A 15613-nucleotide genomic window follows, 5' to 3' on the forward strand; every position below is an offset into this window, starting at 1 on the left:
CATCAGGACGTTTGGTTTTAAAGGACCTTGGCCTACATACGGGTGACGTTGAATCCCGTTATCATATACGCATTTCGCTGGAAACACGCAAAAGGGAGCTGACAAGCTCCCTTTTTTATTGGGATTAATTTTATAGGTCAGGACTCGGACTGCATTGCAAACATTTGATATATTGGGAATATACATAAAGCGCTTAAGAGCAAAGCTCGAAACAGATTAGGCATTATGGATATAGGAAGGGTGACGGGTGTGAAGGAGAAAGTGGCATCGACGGAGCCGGCGGTGATCCGGTGGTAACGGCGGGAGCAGGGAAGGTTGCGCTGGTCACGGGCGCGTCGAGCGGGTTCGGACTGCTGATCAGTCTGGAGCTGGCAAAAGCAGGTTATGACGTGGCCGCGGGTCTTCGCAGACCTGAGGCGGCAGCAGAGCTGTTGGCTCAGGCTGAACAAGCAGATGTTACCGGGCGTATTCACATCTTCCGATTGGATATATGTGCCGAGGAGCAGGTCAAGGCTGCTGCTTCGGCGCTGGAGCAGAAGTTCGGCCGCTTGGACGTGCTGGTGAACAACGCCGGCGAGGCGGTGGGCGGCATGGTGGAGGAAGTGCCGCTGGGGGGCTGGCGAAAGCAGATGGAGACGAATTTCTTCGGGACCGTATCGGTGACGCAGCATATGCTCCCGCTGCTGCGCAAGACCGGACGGTCCAAAATCGTTCTCATGAGCAGCATTAGCGGCAGGGTCGGCTTTCCGGGTTATGGTCCCTATGCGGCGTCCAAATTTGCGTTGGAGGGGTTCGGCGAGAGCCTGTCCATGGAGTTGATGCCCTTTGGCATCGATGTCGTGCTGGTCCAGCCCGGTGCCTACGGCACGCCGATCTGGAATAAGAGTTTTGGGGAGCTGGCGGTCAAGGAAGGATCACCCTACAGCGGTCTGCTGAAGGGCGTGCTGGACTATTCCGAGCGGACGGCCAGGGAAAGCGGAGATCCGCAGGAGGTAGCCCGTCTTGTGGCAAGCATATCGTCCATGACCAAACCGAGGTTCCGCTATACGCTGCCCCGAGGCACGCGGCTGACCGCGCGGATCAAGGGACTGCTGCCGGATCGGCTGTTTCAGCGGATCATTTACCGGCTGCTGAACAGGCGGTAATCCTTCATCCGTCGAATGTTTCATGGACTTAGCTTATAGCGCATGCTTGGAAGGCGAAAGGAATTACCCTTTTCGGGCTGTGGAAGGGTGCAGCAAACCGAGCAGTTCTCCCATCTTCACCTTGGAGCCCGGTTCCAAGTCACCGCGGGGTGTAAATGTGCCGTTCTCCGTCAAGAGCACGACGGTAGAGCCGAATTCAAAGTACGCAAGTTCGTCGCCAATGTCGTATTTCTTCACGCTCTCGTCGGCATAACGGATGCTGCTTACGTTCATGGCTCCGACCTTCACGACCGCAACTTCGCCGAATTCATGGGCAATATAGGTAATGAGGCGCTCGTTGCGGCTGAGCACGTTTCGGATATGGGTCATCGCAAAATCGTTCACGGGGTATACCCGGCCCTTCAAATGCTCGCTTTCCGCTTGAATGCCGGTTACCGGGGAATGTATGCGATGATAGTCGGTCGGGCTTAAATACAATACGAATGCATAACCGTTGATATAATTCTCCATTCTCGGTGACTTGGCGAGCAGCTCGCTCAGGGTATAATCCTGTCCCTTGACGCTGAGGATGGTGCCGGCGTTGACGGCGCACATCGCCGAAATCGTGGCATCGACGGGGCTTACCATGGCATCGGCGGTGTCGTCTATGGCGCGCAGGCCTATTTTTAACCGGCGGGAAAAGAATTCGTTCAACGAACGGTATTCGTGGATCTCCTTCTCCGCTTCATGCGCCGGGATTTGGTAGATTCGTATAAATGCAGGTATTAGATGACGGCTCAGCCGGCTGTGGGAACAATGCCCCATGATGCGGGACAGCCACTTGCGGGAGGACAGCTCGGTCATCAGACGCAGCAATTGTTTAGCCATGTCATTCTCCTTTGTGCATAGGTGTCGGCAATAAAACGTTGGTGGAAAAGCCAATCACTCTGATATTGACATAGAATGAGCCGGAAATCAATAAATAGCCATTTTTGAAAAAAGGTTCTTGCTAATTGGGGAACGAATGTGTATTTTAAGATTAACATGAAACCGAATAGGGAATACGGGGGCTTGAGTGAATCAGGCTGAGATTGCAGCTGCTATCCGCTGTTGACCGTTAATCTGAACTGGGTAATGCCAGCGTAGAGAATATCCGACCCTGCCTACATAGGGCCTATTTTTCCGTCTGCGCGTTTTTCCAGACGGTTTTTTGTTGTGTTTATACAAAAATAGCGGTGGAGAGGGGAATGTGTTGTTATGGGAACGTCAGTGCAGGAAAAATTGGGGGTACAGCCTAGAAAAGGGCTGCGTTTAAGCGATATTTTGGTGACGGTGCTGGTATCGCTGGTGCTTGGCGTCATTTATCATTTCTGGGGATCGGTTTACAATCTGCTGAAACCGCTGTTCTTCGAAGCGGATGAACTGTTATACGGCATGTGGTTCGCAGCGGCCACGCTCGCTTACCTGCTGATCCGCAAGCCGGGAGTGGCCATCATCGCGGAGGTGGCGGCGGCCCACGTGGAAGTGCTGTTCGGGAGCGGCTGGGGACTGACGCTGCTGCTGTACGGTCTCATTCAAGGGCTGGGCGCGGAATTGGTATTCGCGGCGTTCCGTTACCGGAGCACCTCGGCGTGGACGGTGGCGATTGCCGGGGCCGGCGCGGCGGTCGGCTCGATGGTGATGGACTTCTATTACAGTTATACCGATGATCTTCAGACCTGGATGTTCCTCGCCAAGTATGGCATGCGGATTCTCAGCGGCGCCGTCATTGCCGGCTTGCTCATGCTGCTGCTGGCCAAAGCGTTGGACCGTACGGGCGTCACATCCCTGCTGCGCCCTGCGTCCAAGAAGGATTATGAAGCACTGGATGATCCGCGTCATGTCTAAAACCGCCGCCCGCTTGGTTTCGTCTTCAACCGCGGAGGCGGTTACGGAGCAGGCCGTGCATGTGGAGGGATTGCGCCTGAAGTATCCGGGCGAGGAGCGTTTGATGTTTAAGGACTTGTCCTTCTCGGCTGCCCGCGGGGAAAAGGTGCTGCTGCTCGGTCCGAGCGGCTGCGGCAAATCCACGCTGCTTCAGGTGCTTAGCGGGATGATTCCCCGCGCCACGGAGGTGCCGATGAAATGCGAAGCCCAGCTGGTGCCTCGCTCTTGGGGATATGTATTCCAAGATCCGGATACCCAGTTCTGCATGCCGTACGTGGATGAAGAGCTGGCCTTCGTGCTGGAGAACCTCAGCGTTCCCCGCGACGAGATGAAGGAGCGAATGCAAGCCGTCCTGCATGAGGTTGGGCTTGACCTTCAGGAGCTGCATATGCCGATCGGTCATCTGTCGCAGGGGATGAAGCAGAGGCTTGCGCTGGCTTCGGCCCTTCTGCTGGAGCCGGAGGTGCTGTTCCTCGATGAGCCGTCCGCCCTGCTCGACCCGGAAGGCAGGGAGCAAATCTGGTCAGCGGTGAAGGCCGTATCGGAAGGGCGTACGCTGATTATCGTGGAGCACCGGATTGAAGAAATGGCCCAATACGTGGACCGCGTGGTGCTGTTCACCCCGGATGGCGCCATTCTGGGCGATGGTCCGCCGGCAGCGATATTCGCCGAATATGCGAGCGAGCTTCAGGCGTATGGCATCTGGTATCCCGGCGTATGGGAGGATTATGCGGAGTCTCGGGCAGGAAGGGAGCTGTTTGCTCCGGTAGACGCGCCAGGCGATGAGCTGGGAAGTCTCATGCCTGAGGCAGACTCATCGTATGCCCACCTTGGGGAGCCTGTCATTCGGTTAGATGATTTCCGGGGACTGCGATGGGAGAAACCGGTCGTCTCTCTTTCTTCGGCTGAGGTATATCCCGGAGATTTCATTGCGGTGATCGGGCCCAACGGCGCAGGCAAAAGCTCGTTGCTGCTCAGTTTGATGGGGCTCCTGCGCGCCGAAGGGACCTATGTGCTCTGCGGGGAGGAGGTCATCCAGGGCAAGCGCAGGACAGTGCGGAAGAAGAGAGAGCGGCAGCTGCGCCAAATCGGATTCGTGTTTCAGAATCCGGAGCTTCAGTTTCTGACGGAACGTATCGGCGATGAGGTGATGTACTCGCTGCTGGTGGACCATATGCCGCCGGAAGAAGCGAAGGCACGGGCCGACCGCTGCCTGGAACGCTTTGGGCTGGACGGCATGGATAACAGGCACCCGTACCAGCTGTCGACAGGCCAGAAGCGCCGGCTGAGCGTTGCCACGGCCATGGCAAGGCAGCCGGCCGTCCTGCTCCTGGATGAACCGACCTTCGGACAGGATGCGCGGAACACGTTCGCGATTCTGGAGATGTGCGAACGGCTGCGCCGCTCCGGAACCGCCATTCTCATGGTGACCCATGAAATGGAGATCGCGCAGCGGGCGGCCACGCACATCTGGGAGATTCGGGAAGGGCGGTTGACGTCAAGTTTGCCTTCCCCGCGCTGGTGTAGCGGGACGGAATCCGGACGGGAGACGGGCAATGCGAATCACGCCGATGCGTCGCGGGATACGCTGGCTGCATCCGGTCATCTCCATACGGGGGTGAATGCATGAATATATGGAATCCTGTGCGGATCACTTGGCTGCACCGGGCGAATCCGGTGGTGAAGCTGGGACTGATCTGTGCGCTGTTTTTTATGACGGTGCTGACCCATGATCTTGATTTCGTCATGTATCAGGCCTTTATCTTTATGATTTGCCTCGTGGTGCTCAGCGGGGTGAAGCCGTGGAAGATGCTGCTGTTTTTCATTCCGTTCCTGCTTGCCTTCATATCGTCCGCCTCTTCCATGATGCTGTTCGGTAAGGGGGAGACGATCTGGTGGGAATGGGGATTGTTCCGGGTATCGGAAGAAAGCTTCTATCGGGGACTGCATCTGGGCTTTAAGGGGATTGCCTTTGCGTCAGAAGGGCTGCTGCTCGTGACGACAACGTCCTCGGTGGATTTGTTCTACAGCCTGATGCAGAAGCTGAGGCTGGCGCCGAAGTATGCGTACAGCTTCATGGCCTCGATCCGGCTGCTGCCGATGGTCTGGGAGGAATATGTGATCCGCCGCCAGGCTTTGAAGGTACGGGGAGTCCGCCCGATTCGGGGAGTTCGCGGCATGGTGAACCGTGCAGGCATGTATGTGGTGCCGCTGCTGGCGCAAAGCATCCGCCGGGCACACCGGGTGGCTGCTGCGATGGAGGCGAAGCAATTTGACGGGGACCGGGCGAAGGCCCGAACGTATTATTACCCGTCACGATATTCCCGCTACGATCTTCTGGTCGTCGGTTTACTGGCAGCCGCCGCCTGCTGCGCCTATATTGCGGCCGGATATTTTCCTTGGTTCGGCATTGGCGACGTGCGGTTTGATTAAACCGTTGTTCTCCGGACAAGGGCCTGCTTACGGCTTGTAAGCAGGCTCTTTTTTTGTTGATAACTCCAGAGGGTCTGGATTTTATGCTGATTGAGGCGTTATAATACTAATGGTACCAATAAAGTATTTTCAGTACCAGAAAGAGGGTTTGGTCACTTGCGCGAGCGAATATTAAATGAAACGATCCGTTTGATTCAGCGGCAGGGGTTTACGTTTACGGTCAGTGATCTGGCCCGCGGCCTTGCGATTAGCAAACGGACGATTTATGAGCATTTTTCATCCAAGGAAGAAATCGTTGAGCATATCATTGACGGGATGATTCGTCACATCCAGCAGCGCGAACGCGAAATTGCGGCGGACGAGACGCTTACCGTTCTGGAGAAAATCCATCAGATCCTGATCTGCCTGCCTCAGGAGATGGAGAAGATGGATTTGGGGATGCTGCCGGATCTGAAGCGGTCGCATTATCCGCAGTGGGAGAAGCTGGACACCTTTTTCCGGGAAGAATGGGGCATTGTCACCGAGCTCATGGAGCAGGGCATGGCCGAGGGCAGCATCAAACGGATTCATATGCCGCTGTTCATCGACCTGTACCTTGGGTCGCTCCATCAGATTTACGATTCGAGGGCGACGGTGAAGCATCAACTGCCGCTGGGGGAGCTGCTGCAGTCCGTCATGGATATTTTATTGTTCGGCATTGCCGCTGAGAAACGGAAGGGGTCTTGAGATTATGCATTGGGTCTATCTAAGTTTGGCTATTCTGTTCGAGGTGGCGGGCACGCTGAACATGAAGCTGTCGGAAGGATTCAGCAAACCGCTGCCAAGCGTGCTGCTGGTCGTGTTCTATATTTGCAGCTTGAGCTTCCTGACATTGAGCCTGAAGCAGATTGAAATATCCGTGGCTTACGCGATCTGGTCGGGACTCGGGATCATGATCATTACGCTGATCGGTTACATGTTCTTTGCGGAGCAGATCAACGGGCTCAAGGTATTCTCGATTCTGCTGATCATCGCGGGCGTTGTGCTGCTCAATTTATCCGGCAGCGCGCATGCGCAGGATCAACCGAAGATGCACCAGTCCGGTCATTGAGGGCGAACAAGCTGGAAACTCCCCTTCAGAATGTTCCACACGGGAATCCAAAGTACCCCGGTGCTTTCCAGGGCAACATGGGAAACCTGGTGAGACTGAAGCCAATCCCGCAGCTGATACAGTTCGTTTGTAGTCGTTCCAAACGTTTTAACTGCTTGATTCGACTTTTGATTCAAAGGGGCCGGTTAAAACACAAGCAACAACCTAGCTTGATGAACGTCCAGACCGCAACAACGTTCTAAAATAGCGTCCATTGTGCATCCCTCACATTTAAAAGATGCGGGTCATGCAGCCTTCGATTTGTATTTTTGTACACGTGCTTCATGCGACACTCGGCGGTACGCAAGGCTGCAACAGATCAGTTTGTGGGGTTATTTTAGTTTGAGCGGTTATTTGAAGATGAATCTGAATATACCTTGGGGCCGTTGTTTCCAGTATATTAGAGTTATGGACGTAAAAAGAAAGGCGTGAATGACGTGGCTTCGAACATACTTCTTGTAGAGGATGACAGCTCGATTGGCGAGATGGTAGAGAGCTATTTGACGATGGAAGGTTTTCAGGTGGTGCTTGCCAAAGACGGAGAGGAGGCGCTCGAGCGGTTTGCGAAGCGAGATTATGACCTCGTACTGCTGGATATGATGCTGCCCAAGATCAGCGGCATGGATTTTCTTAAAAAAATCAGGGAGAAAAGCCATGTGCCGGTACTGATCGTATCCGCAAAGGATGGGGAAGTGGACAAGGCGCTCGGCCTTGGTTTTGGCGCGGATGACTATATTACGAAACCTTTTTCGATGATTGAGCTGACGGCGAGAGTGAAGGCCGCTATCCGCCGCGTGACGGCTTATGTAATAGCACCCCCAACTGAGCAAAATAAAATCATCCGGGTCCATGAACTAGAGATGGATCTGGATCATTTGACCGTGACCAAAAACGGCCAGGAGATCAAGCTGACGGCCAAAGAACTGCAAATCTTAAAGCTGTTTATGACGAATCCGAAAAAGGTATTCACCAAGCAGCACATTTTCACATCCGTCTGGAATGACGACTATTTCGGCGATGAAAATGTCATTAATGTGCATATGAGCCGTTTGCGCGACAAAATTGAAGATCAGCCCTCCGATCCGCAGTACATCAAAACGCTGTGGGGCATCGGCTACCGTTTGGGGGAATTTTAGTGGTTGCCGTTCTGCTGATTGTTGTGATCATGTTGGCGTTGCTGAATGTGATGCAGTGGATGGGTCGGAAAAAAAGAGCTAAGCAGCTCGGCTACATCATCGATAAACTGAATACGATTGAGGATTCGTCCTCGCAGGAGCAACTGCTGCTTTTTACGGAGGATCCAGGATATCGTAGACTGTTGATTGCCATCAATCACTTGCTTTTGCAAACCAGGCAGTCCGAGACAGGATTTATGCGTACAGAAATCGCGATGCGCCGGATGTTGGCAAACATATCGCATGATTTGAAGACGCCGCTTACTGTGGTGCTCGGTTATATCGAAACGTTGAACCAGAAGGCCGACTTGCCAATGGAGGAAAGGGAGCGGCTACTGGATAAGGTGCATACGAAGACTGTAGAGATCGTAGAGTTGATCAACCGTTTTTTTGACCTGGCCAAGCTGGAATCGGGGGATAAGGAGATGCCCCTGACCCGCATACATATCAATGAAATTTCCAGAAACAGCATGCTGATGTTTTATGATCTAATCGAATCCGAAGGGTTGCAGGCTGACATCGATATTCCGGAAACGCCGCTTTATGCATGGGGCAATGAAGAAGGACTAACCCGCGCATTTAACAATGTGCTGAGCAATGCGATCCGTTATGGTTCACAGGGCAAGGTGATCGGCATGAAGCTGCGGGATGAGCAGGGCCGGGTGCTTATCGACATTTGGGACAAAGGCAAAGGTATTCATGAACGGGATCAAGAGCTTATTTTCGAGCGGATGTATACGCTGGAGGATTCAAGGAATAAAAGATTCCAGGGCAGCGGTTTGGGTCTGACGATTACGAAAAGACTGATCGAGCTGATGGGCGGGGAAATTCGCGTCACAAGCAAGCCGTATGAACGGACCGTTTTCACGATCTCGTTAAAGAAGCTATCGTAGCGCGGCTTCTTAACATCATATTAGTGCTAGACAAAAAGCGAAAGTAGCGTAGGAGACGGGATCGATTCTTACGAAGCTGAAATAACCCTCTGATGTCACGCTACAATGGCTGGCGTCAGAGGGTTTTCTGTTTGATTCTCGTTCTTGGGAACGATCCCACCGTATTGGGAGACCATGAGAAATCTCTTAAACGAACGTGTCGGCACATTAATCTGACGGGTTGTGAGTGAATCGGTCTTTTTTTATTCCATGTGATATGATTGTTTCGAGTCGCTTTCTACACTTAAGAGATTCGTAAGAATTGCGCAAGAAATATGAAAATGTTGGCGGTTATACTATGATCAAGAGATAAGTGAGAGGGGCAAATATAAATGAGTTATGTCATCAGTACCCGCCATGTCAGCAAAACCTATAAAGGCAAAGATGTTGTCTCTGACGTCAGTATGAATATCAAGCAGGGGCAGATTTACGGACTGCTCGGTCCAAACGGAGCCGGTAAAACAACGCTAATGAAAATGATGCTGAATCTGGTCAAACCAACCAGCGGTGAAATTGAAATATTCGGAGAGAAGCTTACGCCTTCATCGGTTGAAATGTTTAAACGCATTGGCAGCATCATCGAGTATCCGATTTTTTACGATAAAATGACAGCGATTGAAAATCTGGAGATGCATGCGGAATATATGGGTTATTATAACAAACATGCAATTAAAGAAGCGCTTGAGATGGTTAATCTAACTTCCATCCAAGGCAAATCGGTATCCGAATTTTCGCTTGGCATGAAGCAGCGCCTGGGCATGGCCCGCGCCATTATAACCAAACCCGAGCTGCTCATTCTGGATGAACCAATCAATGGACTTGATCCGGTCGGAATTAAGGATTTTAGAAGTTTGCTGAGCATGTTGAGCAAGGAGTACCGGATGACGCTGCTAGTCTCCAGCCATTTGCTGGGTGAGATCGAACAAGTTGCAGATACGATCGGCATTCTTCAGGGCGGCAAATTTATCCGCGAAGTGTCTATGGATGAGATGCGCAGCGAAAACACAGATTATATCGAAATTGTGACCCCACAATGCAAACAAGCTGTATTTGTACTGGAAAATCAGCTGAAAGTCAGCAATTTCAAAATCGTCGGTGATTCAGCCATACGCATTTACGAGTCCAAATTTACGCAGCAGGAATTGACCAAGGCGCTGGTACTGAATGATGTGGCGATTGAATCGATAAACCATAAGCATACTTCGCTCGAGGAGTATTTTATGCATCAGATTAGCGGAGGTGAGCAGTATGCTTAAGCTGGTCCGTATGGAGATGAAAAAGCAGAAGTTAGCCTGGTTTTATAGAGGGGCGGTTATTGCAACGATCCTATGCGCCGGTTTCATGCTTCTTGTAGCCTACACGGAGGGGGGCGGAGATCCTGCATTCGGGAGTGTCGCCGATATAGCCTACACGGAGAGGGGCGGAGGTCCTGCTTTCGCGAGTTTCGCCGATGCGTTATCGATAGCGGGGCTACTTTGCCGTGCGGTATTTATCGTGTTTGCTTCAGTCTTGCTAAGCAGATTTATTATTGAGGAATACAAAAATAAAACGATCAGCTTATTGTTTACGTACCCGGTCGAGCGTAAAAAACTGATCATGGCGAAAATGCTGCTGGCTCTGGCTCTTACGTTTGGAGCGATGCTCATCTCGACTCTTATTATCTGTATATCCATTCTGGCTCTGAACAGCCATTTTCAGTTTATTCCGGGAAAACTGGAGGCCGGCGTACTACTGCATACGGGGATCCAATTGTTGATCCAAACATTGTCAGCAGCGTGCCTCAGCCTCATTCCTTTATTCTTCGGGATGCGAAAAAAATCCGTACCGACAACGATCGTATCCTCGATCATTATCGTGGTCTTAGTCAGCAACAACACCCAGGGTCTTTCGCTTAGCACAAATATAACGATACCGTTGATCTTGGGAGTTATCGGTCTCCTGATTGCTTATCTCTCGTTCCGTAACGTAGATAAGACGGACGTAGCTTAACTAAAAAAGCACTCTTCTTATCGGCAGCTTCGCTTGCAAGAAGGGTGCTTTTTTACGGAGATACCTACATGAATTTGGTGTTCAACTCCGGGGAATTCGGCCTAGCTTAGCTTCGGCATTTTGCAGTGCATATCCATCTCGGATAAAAAAGCGATCAGGCTGGGCATGATGCCTTTGTTGGTGCGCGTATTTTCCGCCAGACTTCAGTACATATCCCCAGTATTAAAACTTAAGAAAACATTAAGAAACAAGAAAGGGAAAAGATAGAATCATTTTTTAATATAATGGCATGGGTTTTTGGTTTTCCGCCATCTAACTAGGGAATAAAGGCGAGGTCTAACTACAGAAGACCGATTCAAAAATGAAAAGGAAAGATGTGACCGATAATGAACATGTTAGCTACTATTACGAAGGCAAGCGCTCAGTCGGTATGGATGGCTTGGGAAGCGGTTTTTGATCAAATCACGAAACTGCGCAGCGCCGGACTAAAAAGATACGGGATTTGCAAGCTGGTCATCCGCCGGCATCATGGAAAAAACCTGAAGTGCCAGGACGGAGAGTGGATTTATTCGGGGGATTGGGTCGGTGAACTCCATTTGGACAACCGGCAGGTATTGGAGCTTTCCAAAGAGCTGGGGGCTGACCGGGCCGCACTTTTGACCGCAAGAATGCTGCGGAGATCGATCACGCAAATTAGCGAGGCGATGGAGACGGAACCGGAGCTTGCGCAGGTCAAAGCTTTGACTGGAATAACGCTGCTGCACCGCGGTATTATTCACGGGCTCGGTTTTGAGCTGCATCCGCTGGAATCCAAGGGGTTTCGCGTGTTCTCTACTTATTATTTGCGGCTTTTACTCAAGGTGCTGCATCCGGTGGGCCGGGAACGCACGAAGAAAAATGCTCCCAAGCTTGTGCCCAAAATGCTGATGCTGACCAGAAAATCATTGCTTTTGCGTTATTCTAAGGAAACGGCATGAGTATGGTGATGCTGAATCTGCTGCTGATGTTTGTCTTTATCTATATGATCATTCCATATGTTATCACACGGATCTGGGGATTTGGGGTATCCCTGCGCGGCCGGCGTGGCCGGCAGATCGCTTTTACCTTTGATGATGGCCCAGACCCGCTGCATACTCCTAAACTGCTGGACCTTCTTAAGAAAAAAAGGATCAAAGTGACCTTTTTTGTACTGGGCAGCAAAGCGGAGCGATACCCGGAGCTTATGAAACGCATCCACATGGAAGGGCATCAAATCGGGATTCACAACTATTCCCATCTTCCCAATTGGCTAATGAGTCCGCGCCATATACGGAATAAGCATGTCCACCGGTCTGCCGATATCATCGAACGAATCACGGGCGAGCGCCCGGCATTTTATCGTCCTCCATGGGGGATTTTGAATTTAGGCGATTTATTTGCTTTGCGAAAATACCGGATCGTGCTGTGGTCGATCATGGGGTGGGATTGGGGCAAGGGGAGCAAGAACATACCGCTCAAAGAACGGATCTTGGATCAGCTTGAGCCTGGCTCGATTATTTTGCTGCATGACAGCGGAGATACTTGGGGGGCGGAGCCTGATGCCCCAAGCAGAATGATCGCAAGCCTTGAGGAAGTGATTGACACGGTCCATATCCAAGGGTATGAATGCGTCCGCGCCGATGAACTGCTGCATAAGCCGCATGATTCGCGCAGCGACCTTTCAAAAGGCTTCCGGGTTGGATGATGCGTGTAATATTAACAAAGAATGATCATTCAATTGTTTTCCGGTCCCATGATCGACCGTGTTCCGCTGCGGGGGCTGCTGGTATATACCCGGATCTCTTTAGGCCCTGCTGCTGCTCATCGTGCCTGTGGCGCATTATTTTCGCTTTTTGACGGTCGGTTTAGTGCTTGCCATTACGCCGATACTAACGACGCAGAACATGTGTTTTTATCCGACTCAAATGTCGGCGCTTCCCAAAATCCTTGATAAGAAGCTGCTTACGCAAGGAAACTCCTTGTTCTCCATTGCTATCAAGCATCGAAGTGGCCTGCAATGCGTTTTCCGGCGCTTTGATTATTGTACTCGGCGCTGTTTCGCTCTATTTATGGAACTCGTTGGGATTTTTCATCGGAGATCTTTTGTTTACCCAACTGAGAATCAAAATACCAATCAGTAATGAAAGAAAGACAGTTTTCTCGATCCTGCTGATCATCGCAGGGGTCGTGCTGCTCAATTTATCCGGCAGCGCGCATGCGCAGGAGCAACCGAAGACGTACGAGTCCGGTCATTAAGGACGGTATCATGAAATGATTTTCGCTTAAGGGCCGTACTCGTTACGGCTCTTGTTCTGCTGCAATAATGTACTATGCCCCGCTTCGCGTCCGGCTCTATAATGACAAAGGAAATTCCTTTGTTAGGAGCTATCATCATGAACCTGTCTTCGTTTTTTATTTACTGTTTTATCGTGGCTTTCTCGCCGGGACCGTCCAATATCGTCATTCTGTCTTCGGTCCAGAACTCCGGCATGAAGAAGACCTTGCGCTACATCGCCGGTGCCTCCATCGCTTTTTTCTTATTAATCGCCGCTTCGGTCGTATTAGGCCAGCTGCTGTCCTCCGGCATGCCGATCATTCTGCCGATCATGCGGGTAGCCGGCTGCCTGTTCATGCTGTATCTTGCGTATCAAGTGTATAATATGGACGTATCCAAGTCCGGCGTTAACCAAACGGCTTCTTTTACGTCCGGATTTCTGATGCAGTTTATCAATCCGAAGGTGGTAATGTTCACGCTGACGGTCATTCCCAGCTATGTGATGCCGTATTATACGGCAGGCCCTGTCGTTTCGGCGTTTGTGGTCGCTGTATCGTTAATCGGGCTGTCCGCGTATATGACCTGGGCCGTGTGCGGTAGCCTTTTTCAAGGAATTATGCAAAAATATCGGAGGACGACCAACACGATCCTGGCTTTGTTTCTGCTGTATTCGGCGATTGTCGTATCCGGCATACCGGAGCTCATAAAGGGGTGAAGGAAGATGGAGCAGTTTATTTATAAAAAAGCGGTGGGCATTACGGCGCTGTCCGCAAGCCTGACGGATTTCAAATACAAGAAGCATTACCACGAGGAGTATGCCCTCGGCGTTACGCTGCGCGGCATACAGAAATACGTCCTTGACGGCAGCCAGCAGGCTTCTTACCAAAGCGGGGTCATGCTGTTCCATCCGGAGCAGAATCATGATGGCTGGTCCCAGGAACGAACGGGCATCGACTATGTGATGATCTATATTCATCCGGAGCTCTTTCTGGAATTGACTCAGAAAAAGGATATCGTGCGGTTCCAATCTCCGATCGTATATCATGCGGGACTGCGGCAGAGCATTCTGGATGTGACGAGGTCGATCTTCACGGGTCAGCCGGAGGCTAAGAGCAGCGAGCTGCTGCTGGGCTTGGCGGGGCATTTTAACGAGGATATTCTGAACCCGGACGGCAGGAAGGACAGCGTATTTACGCGGAAGGCGAAAGACATGATGCACGATCATCTGGAGCATGTCCTCCGTCTGGACGAATTGAGCGGGGAGTTCGGGATGTCGAAGTATCAGTTCATCCGAACCTTCAAAGCGAATACGGGGCTGTCGCCCTATCAGTATTATTTGAACTGCAAAGTGGAGCGCGCCAAGCATCTGATCGAGGACAGCCGGGATGTTTATCAAGCTGTGACCCAATGCGGCTTCACGGATCTTGCCCATTTGAACCGGCATTTCAAGAACGTGTACGGCACGACGGCGTTTGATTATATGTCCCATCTGGATAAGTAGAGGCGGCAGGCTGAAGCTTCTGTTAGCTGTGATCATGCTTCCACCGCGACATTATTGCGGTTTTACGCATGCCGAACCGTCATTTCTGCCTTATCGAAGGGAAAGGTAAGCCGTTCGTTGAAACTGTGAGCAGGGAGCCGCAACCGGATTTTGAGATATGGCCAAGGGATGTTAATCTGTATGAGGAATCATTGGAAACTACTCAGGCTTTAGCCGGATGGAAGGAATCGTTCGAATGGAATATATCTATGAATCAGCCCAGCGCAGCTACGAGGATTTCGCGAGCGGCCGGGTGCTGTATAATGCGCAGGGAACGACGTCGTTTCCCGTCAGGCTGGCCAGCGAGATTGCCCAGCGGTGCTTTCATATATTAGAGGAAAAAGGCGTACAGGGGCCTTATACCTTATACGATCCCTGCTGCGGAGGGGCGTATCTGTTGACGGTGGTGGGCCTGCTGCATGGGCGGCGCATTCGCCGCGTCATCGGCTCTGATATTAACGCGGAGGTGCTCGGCATCGCCGGGAAGAACCTGTCGCTGCTCCGTGAAGAGGGGCTGGAACAACGCACCGAACAGCTGAAAGAGCTGTTGGCGCTCTATCATAAGCCATCCCATCAGGATGCGCTGGAAAGCGCTGACCGACTGCGGGAGCTGATAAGAATGTCCCGTTTGGAAGAAACGGTTTGTTTTCAAGCCGATATTACCCAGCCCCAACCGGAGGAAAGCCTGGCCTCCTGCAAGGGGACCCAGATCGTCATGACCGATCTCCCTTACGGGGACATGGTTAGCTGGAGCGGCGGAAGCCAGGCGCCGGTGGAGGATTTTTTTAACGGCATACACGCGATCCTGGATCCCGCCCGTTCGGTGGTTGCCGTCATATCCGACAAAGGCCAGAAATTAAAGCATGACCGGTTTAAAAGAATTCAACATCTGAAGATTGGCAAGCGGCAGGTTGCTATCTTTGAACCGTTATGAGCGCAGTTAAACGGACCCAATAATAGATGAAGTCTCTCTGCCTTCCTCACGGATAATTTCTTATCCAATGGAAGCATTGGCTTCCCCAGCAGCCCGCTTTTGGCGACAAGCCAAAGGCGGGTTCTTTTTTGCCCATCG

17 protein-coding genes and 1 riboswitch are annotated in these 15613 nt (G+C 51.7%); of the genes, 16 read left to right on the forward strand and 1 reads right to left on the reverse strand.

Annotated features, from left to right (window positions below; all coding sequences use genetic code 11):
* The first annotated feature begins 290 nt into the window (after positions 1 to 290).
* Positions 291 to 1145 (forward strand): SDR family oxidoreductase, encoded by an 855-nt coding sequence (locus tag JNUCC32_RS29905; RefSeq protein ID WP_192570609.1) that lies wholly within the window; start codon positions 291 to 293, stop codon positions 1143 to 1145.
* A 63-nt stretch (positions 1146 to 1208) separates the two neighbouring features.
* On the opposite strand, the gene asd is transcribed toward JNUCC32_RS29905, so the two are convergent.
* The gene (gene asd, locus JNUCC32_RS29910) at positions 1209 to 2012 is read right to left on the reverse strand and encodes an archaetidylserine decarboxylase (protein WP_015737385.1); all 804 of its coding nucleotides are present in this window, start codon (positions 2010 to 2012) and stop codon (positions 1209 to 1211) included.
* Positions 2013 to 2177: 165 nt separating this feature from the next.
* A riboswitch (TPP riboswitch) is annotated at positions 2178 to 2290 on the forward strand.
* A 91-nt stretch (positions 2291 to 2381) separates the two neighbouring features.
* Between asd and JNUCC32_RS29915 the strand changes: the two genes are divergently transcribed.
* The 15 genes from JNUCC32_RS29915 to JNUCC32_RS29990 all read left to right on the forward strand — a co-directional run bounded on the left by JNUCC32_RS29915 (position 2382) and on the right by JNUCC32_RS29990 (position 15475).
* Positions 2382 to 3011, forward strand: coding sequence for an ECF transporter S component (locus JNUCC32_RS29915; RefSeq protein WP_015737384.1), 630 nt, complete (start codon positions 2382 to 2384; stop codon positions 3009 to 3011).
* A complete protein-coding gene (locus JNUCC32_RS29920; RefSeq protein WP_228468846.1) occupies positions 3004 to 4680 on the forward strand; it encodes an ABC transporter ATP-binding protein in 1677 nt (558 codons plus the stop codon). Before JNUCC32_RS29915 ends, JNUCC32_RS29920 begins: the two co-directional genes overlap by 8 nt.
* Positions 4677 to 5483, forward strand: a complete 807-nt coding sequence (locus tag JNUCC32_RS29925) for an energy-coupling factor transporter transmembrane component T family protein (protein WP_192570610.1) — start codon at positions 4677 to 4679, stop codon at positions 5481 to 5483. The genes JNUCC32_RS29920 and JNUCC32_RS29925 overlap by 4 nt, the downstream gene beginning before the upstream one ends.
* A 156-nt stretch (positions 5484 to 5639) precedes the next feature.
* A complete protein-coding gene (locus JNUCC32_RS29930) occupies positions 5640 to 6209 on the forward strand; it encodes a TetR/AcrR family transcriptional regulator (protein ID WP_009594579.1) in 570 nt (189 codons plus the stop codon).
* 4 nt (positions 6210 to 6213) lie between these two features.
* A complete protein-coding gene (locus JNUCC32_RS29935) occupies positions 6214 to 6573 on the forward strand; it encodes a DMT family transporter (protein ID WP_192570611.1) in 360 nt (119 codons plus the stop codon).
* 524 nt (positions 6574 to 7097) lie between these two features.
* The gene (locus tag JNUCC32_RS29940; protein WP_249732825.1) at positions 7098 to 7748 is read left to right on the forward strand and encodes a response regulator transcription factor; all 651 of its coding nucleotides are present in this window, start codon (positions 7098 to 7100) and stop codon (positions 7746 to 7748) included.
* Positions 7748 to 8680 carry a sensor histidine kinase gene (locus tag JNUCC32_RS29945; protein WP_323373489.1) on the forward strand — a complete coding sequence of 311 codons (933 nt, stop codon included), beginning with the start codon at positions 7748 to 7750 and terminating at the stop codon, positions 8678 to 8680. The genes JNUCC32_RS29940 and JNUCC32_RS29945 overlap by 1 nt, the downstream gene beginning before the upstream one ends.
* Positions 8681 to 9051: 371 nt before the next feature.
* Positions 9052 to 9975, forward strand: a complete 924-nt coding sequence (locus JNUCC32_RS29950; protein ID WP_096776611.1) for an ABC transporter ATP-binding protein — start codon at positions 9052 to 9054, stop codon at positions 9973 to 9975.
* Positions 9968 to 10708, forward strand: a complete 741-nt coding sequence (locus JNUCC32_RS29955) for an ABC transporter permease (RefSeq protein ID WP_192570612.1) — start codon at positions 9968 to 9970, stop codon at positions 10706 to 10708. Before JNUCC32_RS29950 ends, JNUCC32_RS29955 begins: the two co-directional genes overlap by 8 nt.
* Positions 10709 to 11094: 386 nt before the next feature.
* A complete protein-coding gene (locus JNUCC32_RS29960; protein ID WP_096776609.1) occupies positions 11095 to 11685 on the forward strand; it encodes a YkoP family protein in 591 nt (196 codons plus the stop codon).
* A complete protein-coding gene (locus tag JNUCC32_RS29965) occupies positions 11682 to 12431 on the forward strand; it encodes a polysaccharide deacetylase family protein (protein WP_192570613.1) in 750 nt (249 codons plus the stop codon). The genes JNUCC32_RS29960 and JNUCC32_RS29965 overlap by 4 nt, the downstream gene beginning before the upstream one ends.
* A 284-nt stretch (positions 12432 to 12715) precedes the next feature.
* Positions 12716 to 12982, forward strand: a complete 267-nt coding sequence (locus JNUCC32_RS31670; RefSeq protein WP_228468847.1) for a hypothetical protein — start codon at positions 12716 to 12718, stop codon at positions 12980 to 12982.
* Positions 12983 to 13119: 137 nt separating this feature from the next.
* Complete coding sequence (locus JNUCC32_RS29980; RefSeq protein ID WP_145040708.1) at positions 13120 to 13716, forward strand: LysE family translocator; 597 nt, start codon at positions 13120 to 13122, stop codon at positions 13714 to 13716.
* Between the two features lie 6 nt (positions 13717 to 13722).
* Positions 13723 to 14502, forward strand: coding sequence for an AraC family transcriptional regulator (locus JNUCC32_RS29985; RefSeq protein WP_096776606.1), 780 nt, complete (start codon positions 13723 to 13725; stop codon positions 14500 to 14502).
* A 235-nt stretch (positions 14503 to 14737) separates the two neighbouring features.
* The gene (locus tag JNUCC32_RS29990; protein ID WP_192570614.1) at positions 14738 to 15475 is read left to right on the forward strand and encodes a hypothetical protein; all 738 of its coding nucleotides are present in this window, start codon (positions 14738 to 14740) and stop codon (positions 15473 to 15475) included.
* Positions 15476 to 15613: the final 138 nt, after the last annotated feature.

It is taken from the genome of Paenibacillus sp. JNUCC32, assembly GCF_014863545.1.
Taxonomy (GTDB): Bacteria; Bacillota; Bacilli; order Paenibacillales; family Paenibacillaceae; genus Paenibacillus_AQ; species Paenibacillus_AQ lautus_A.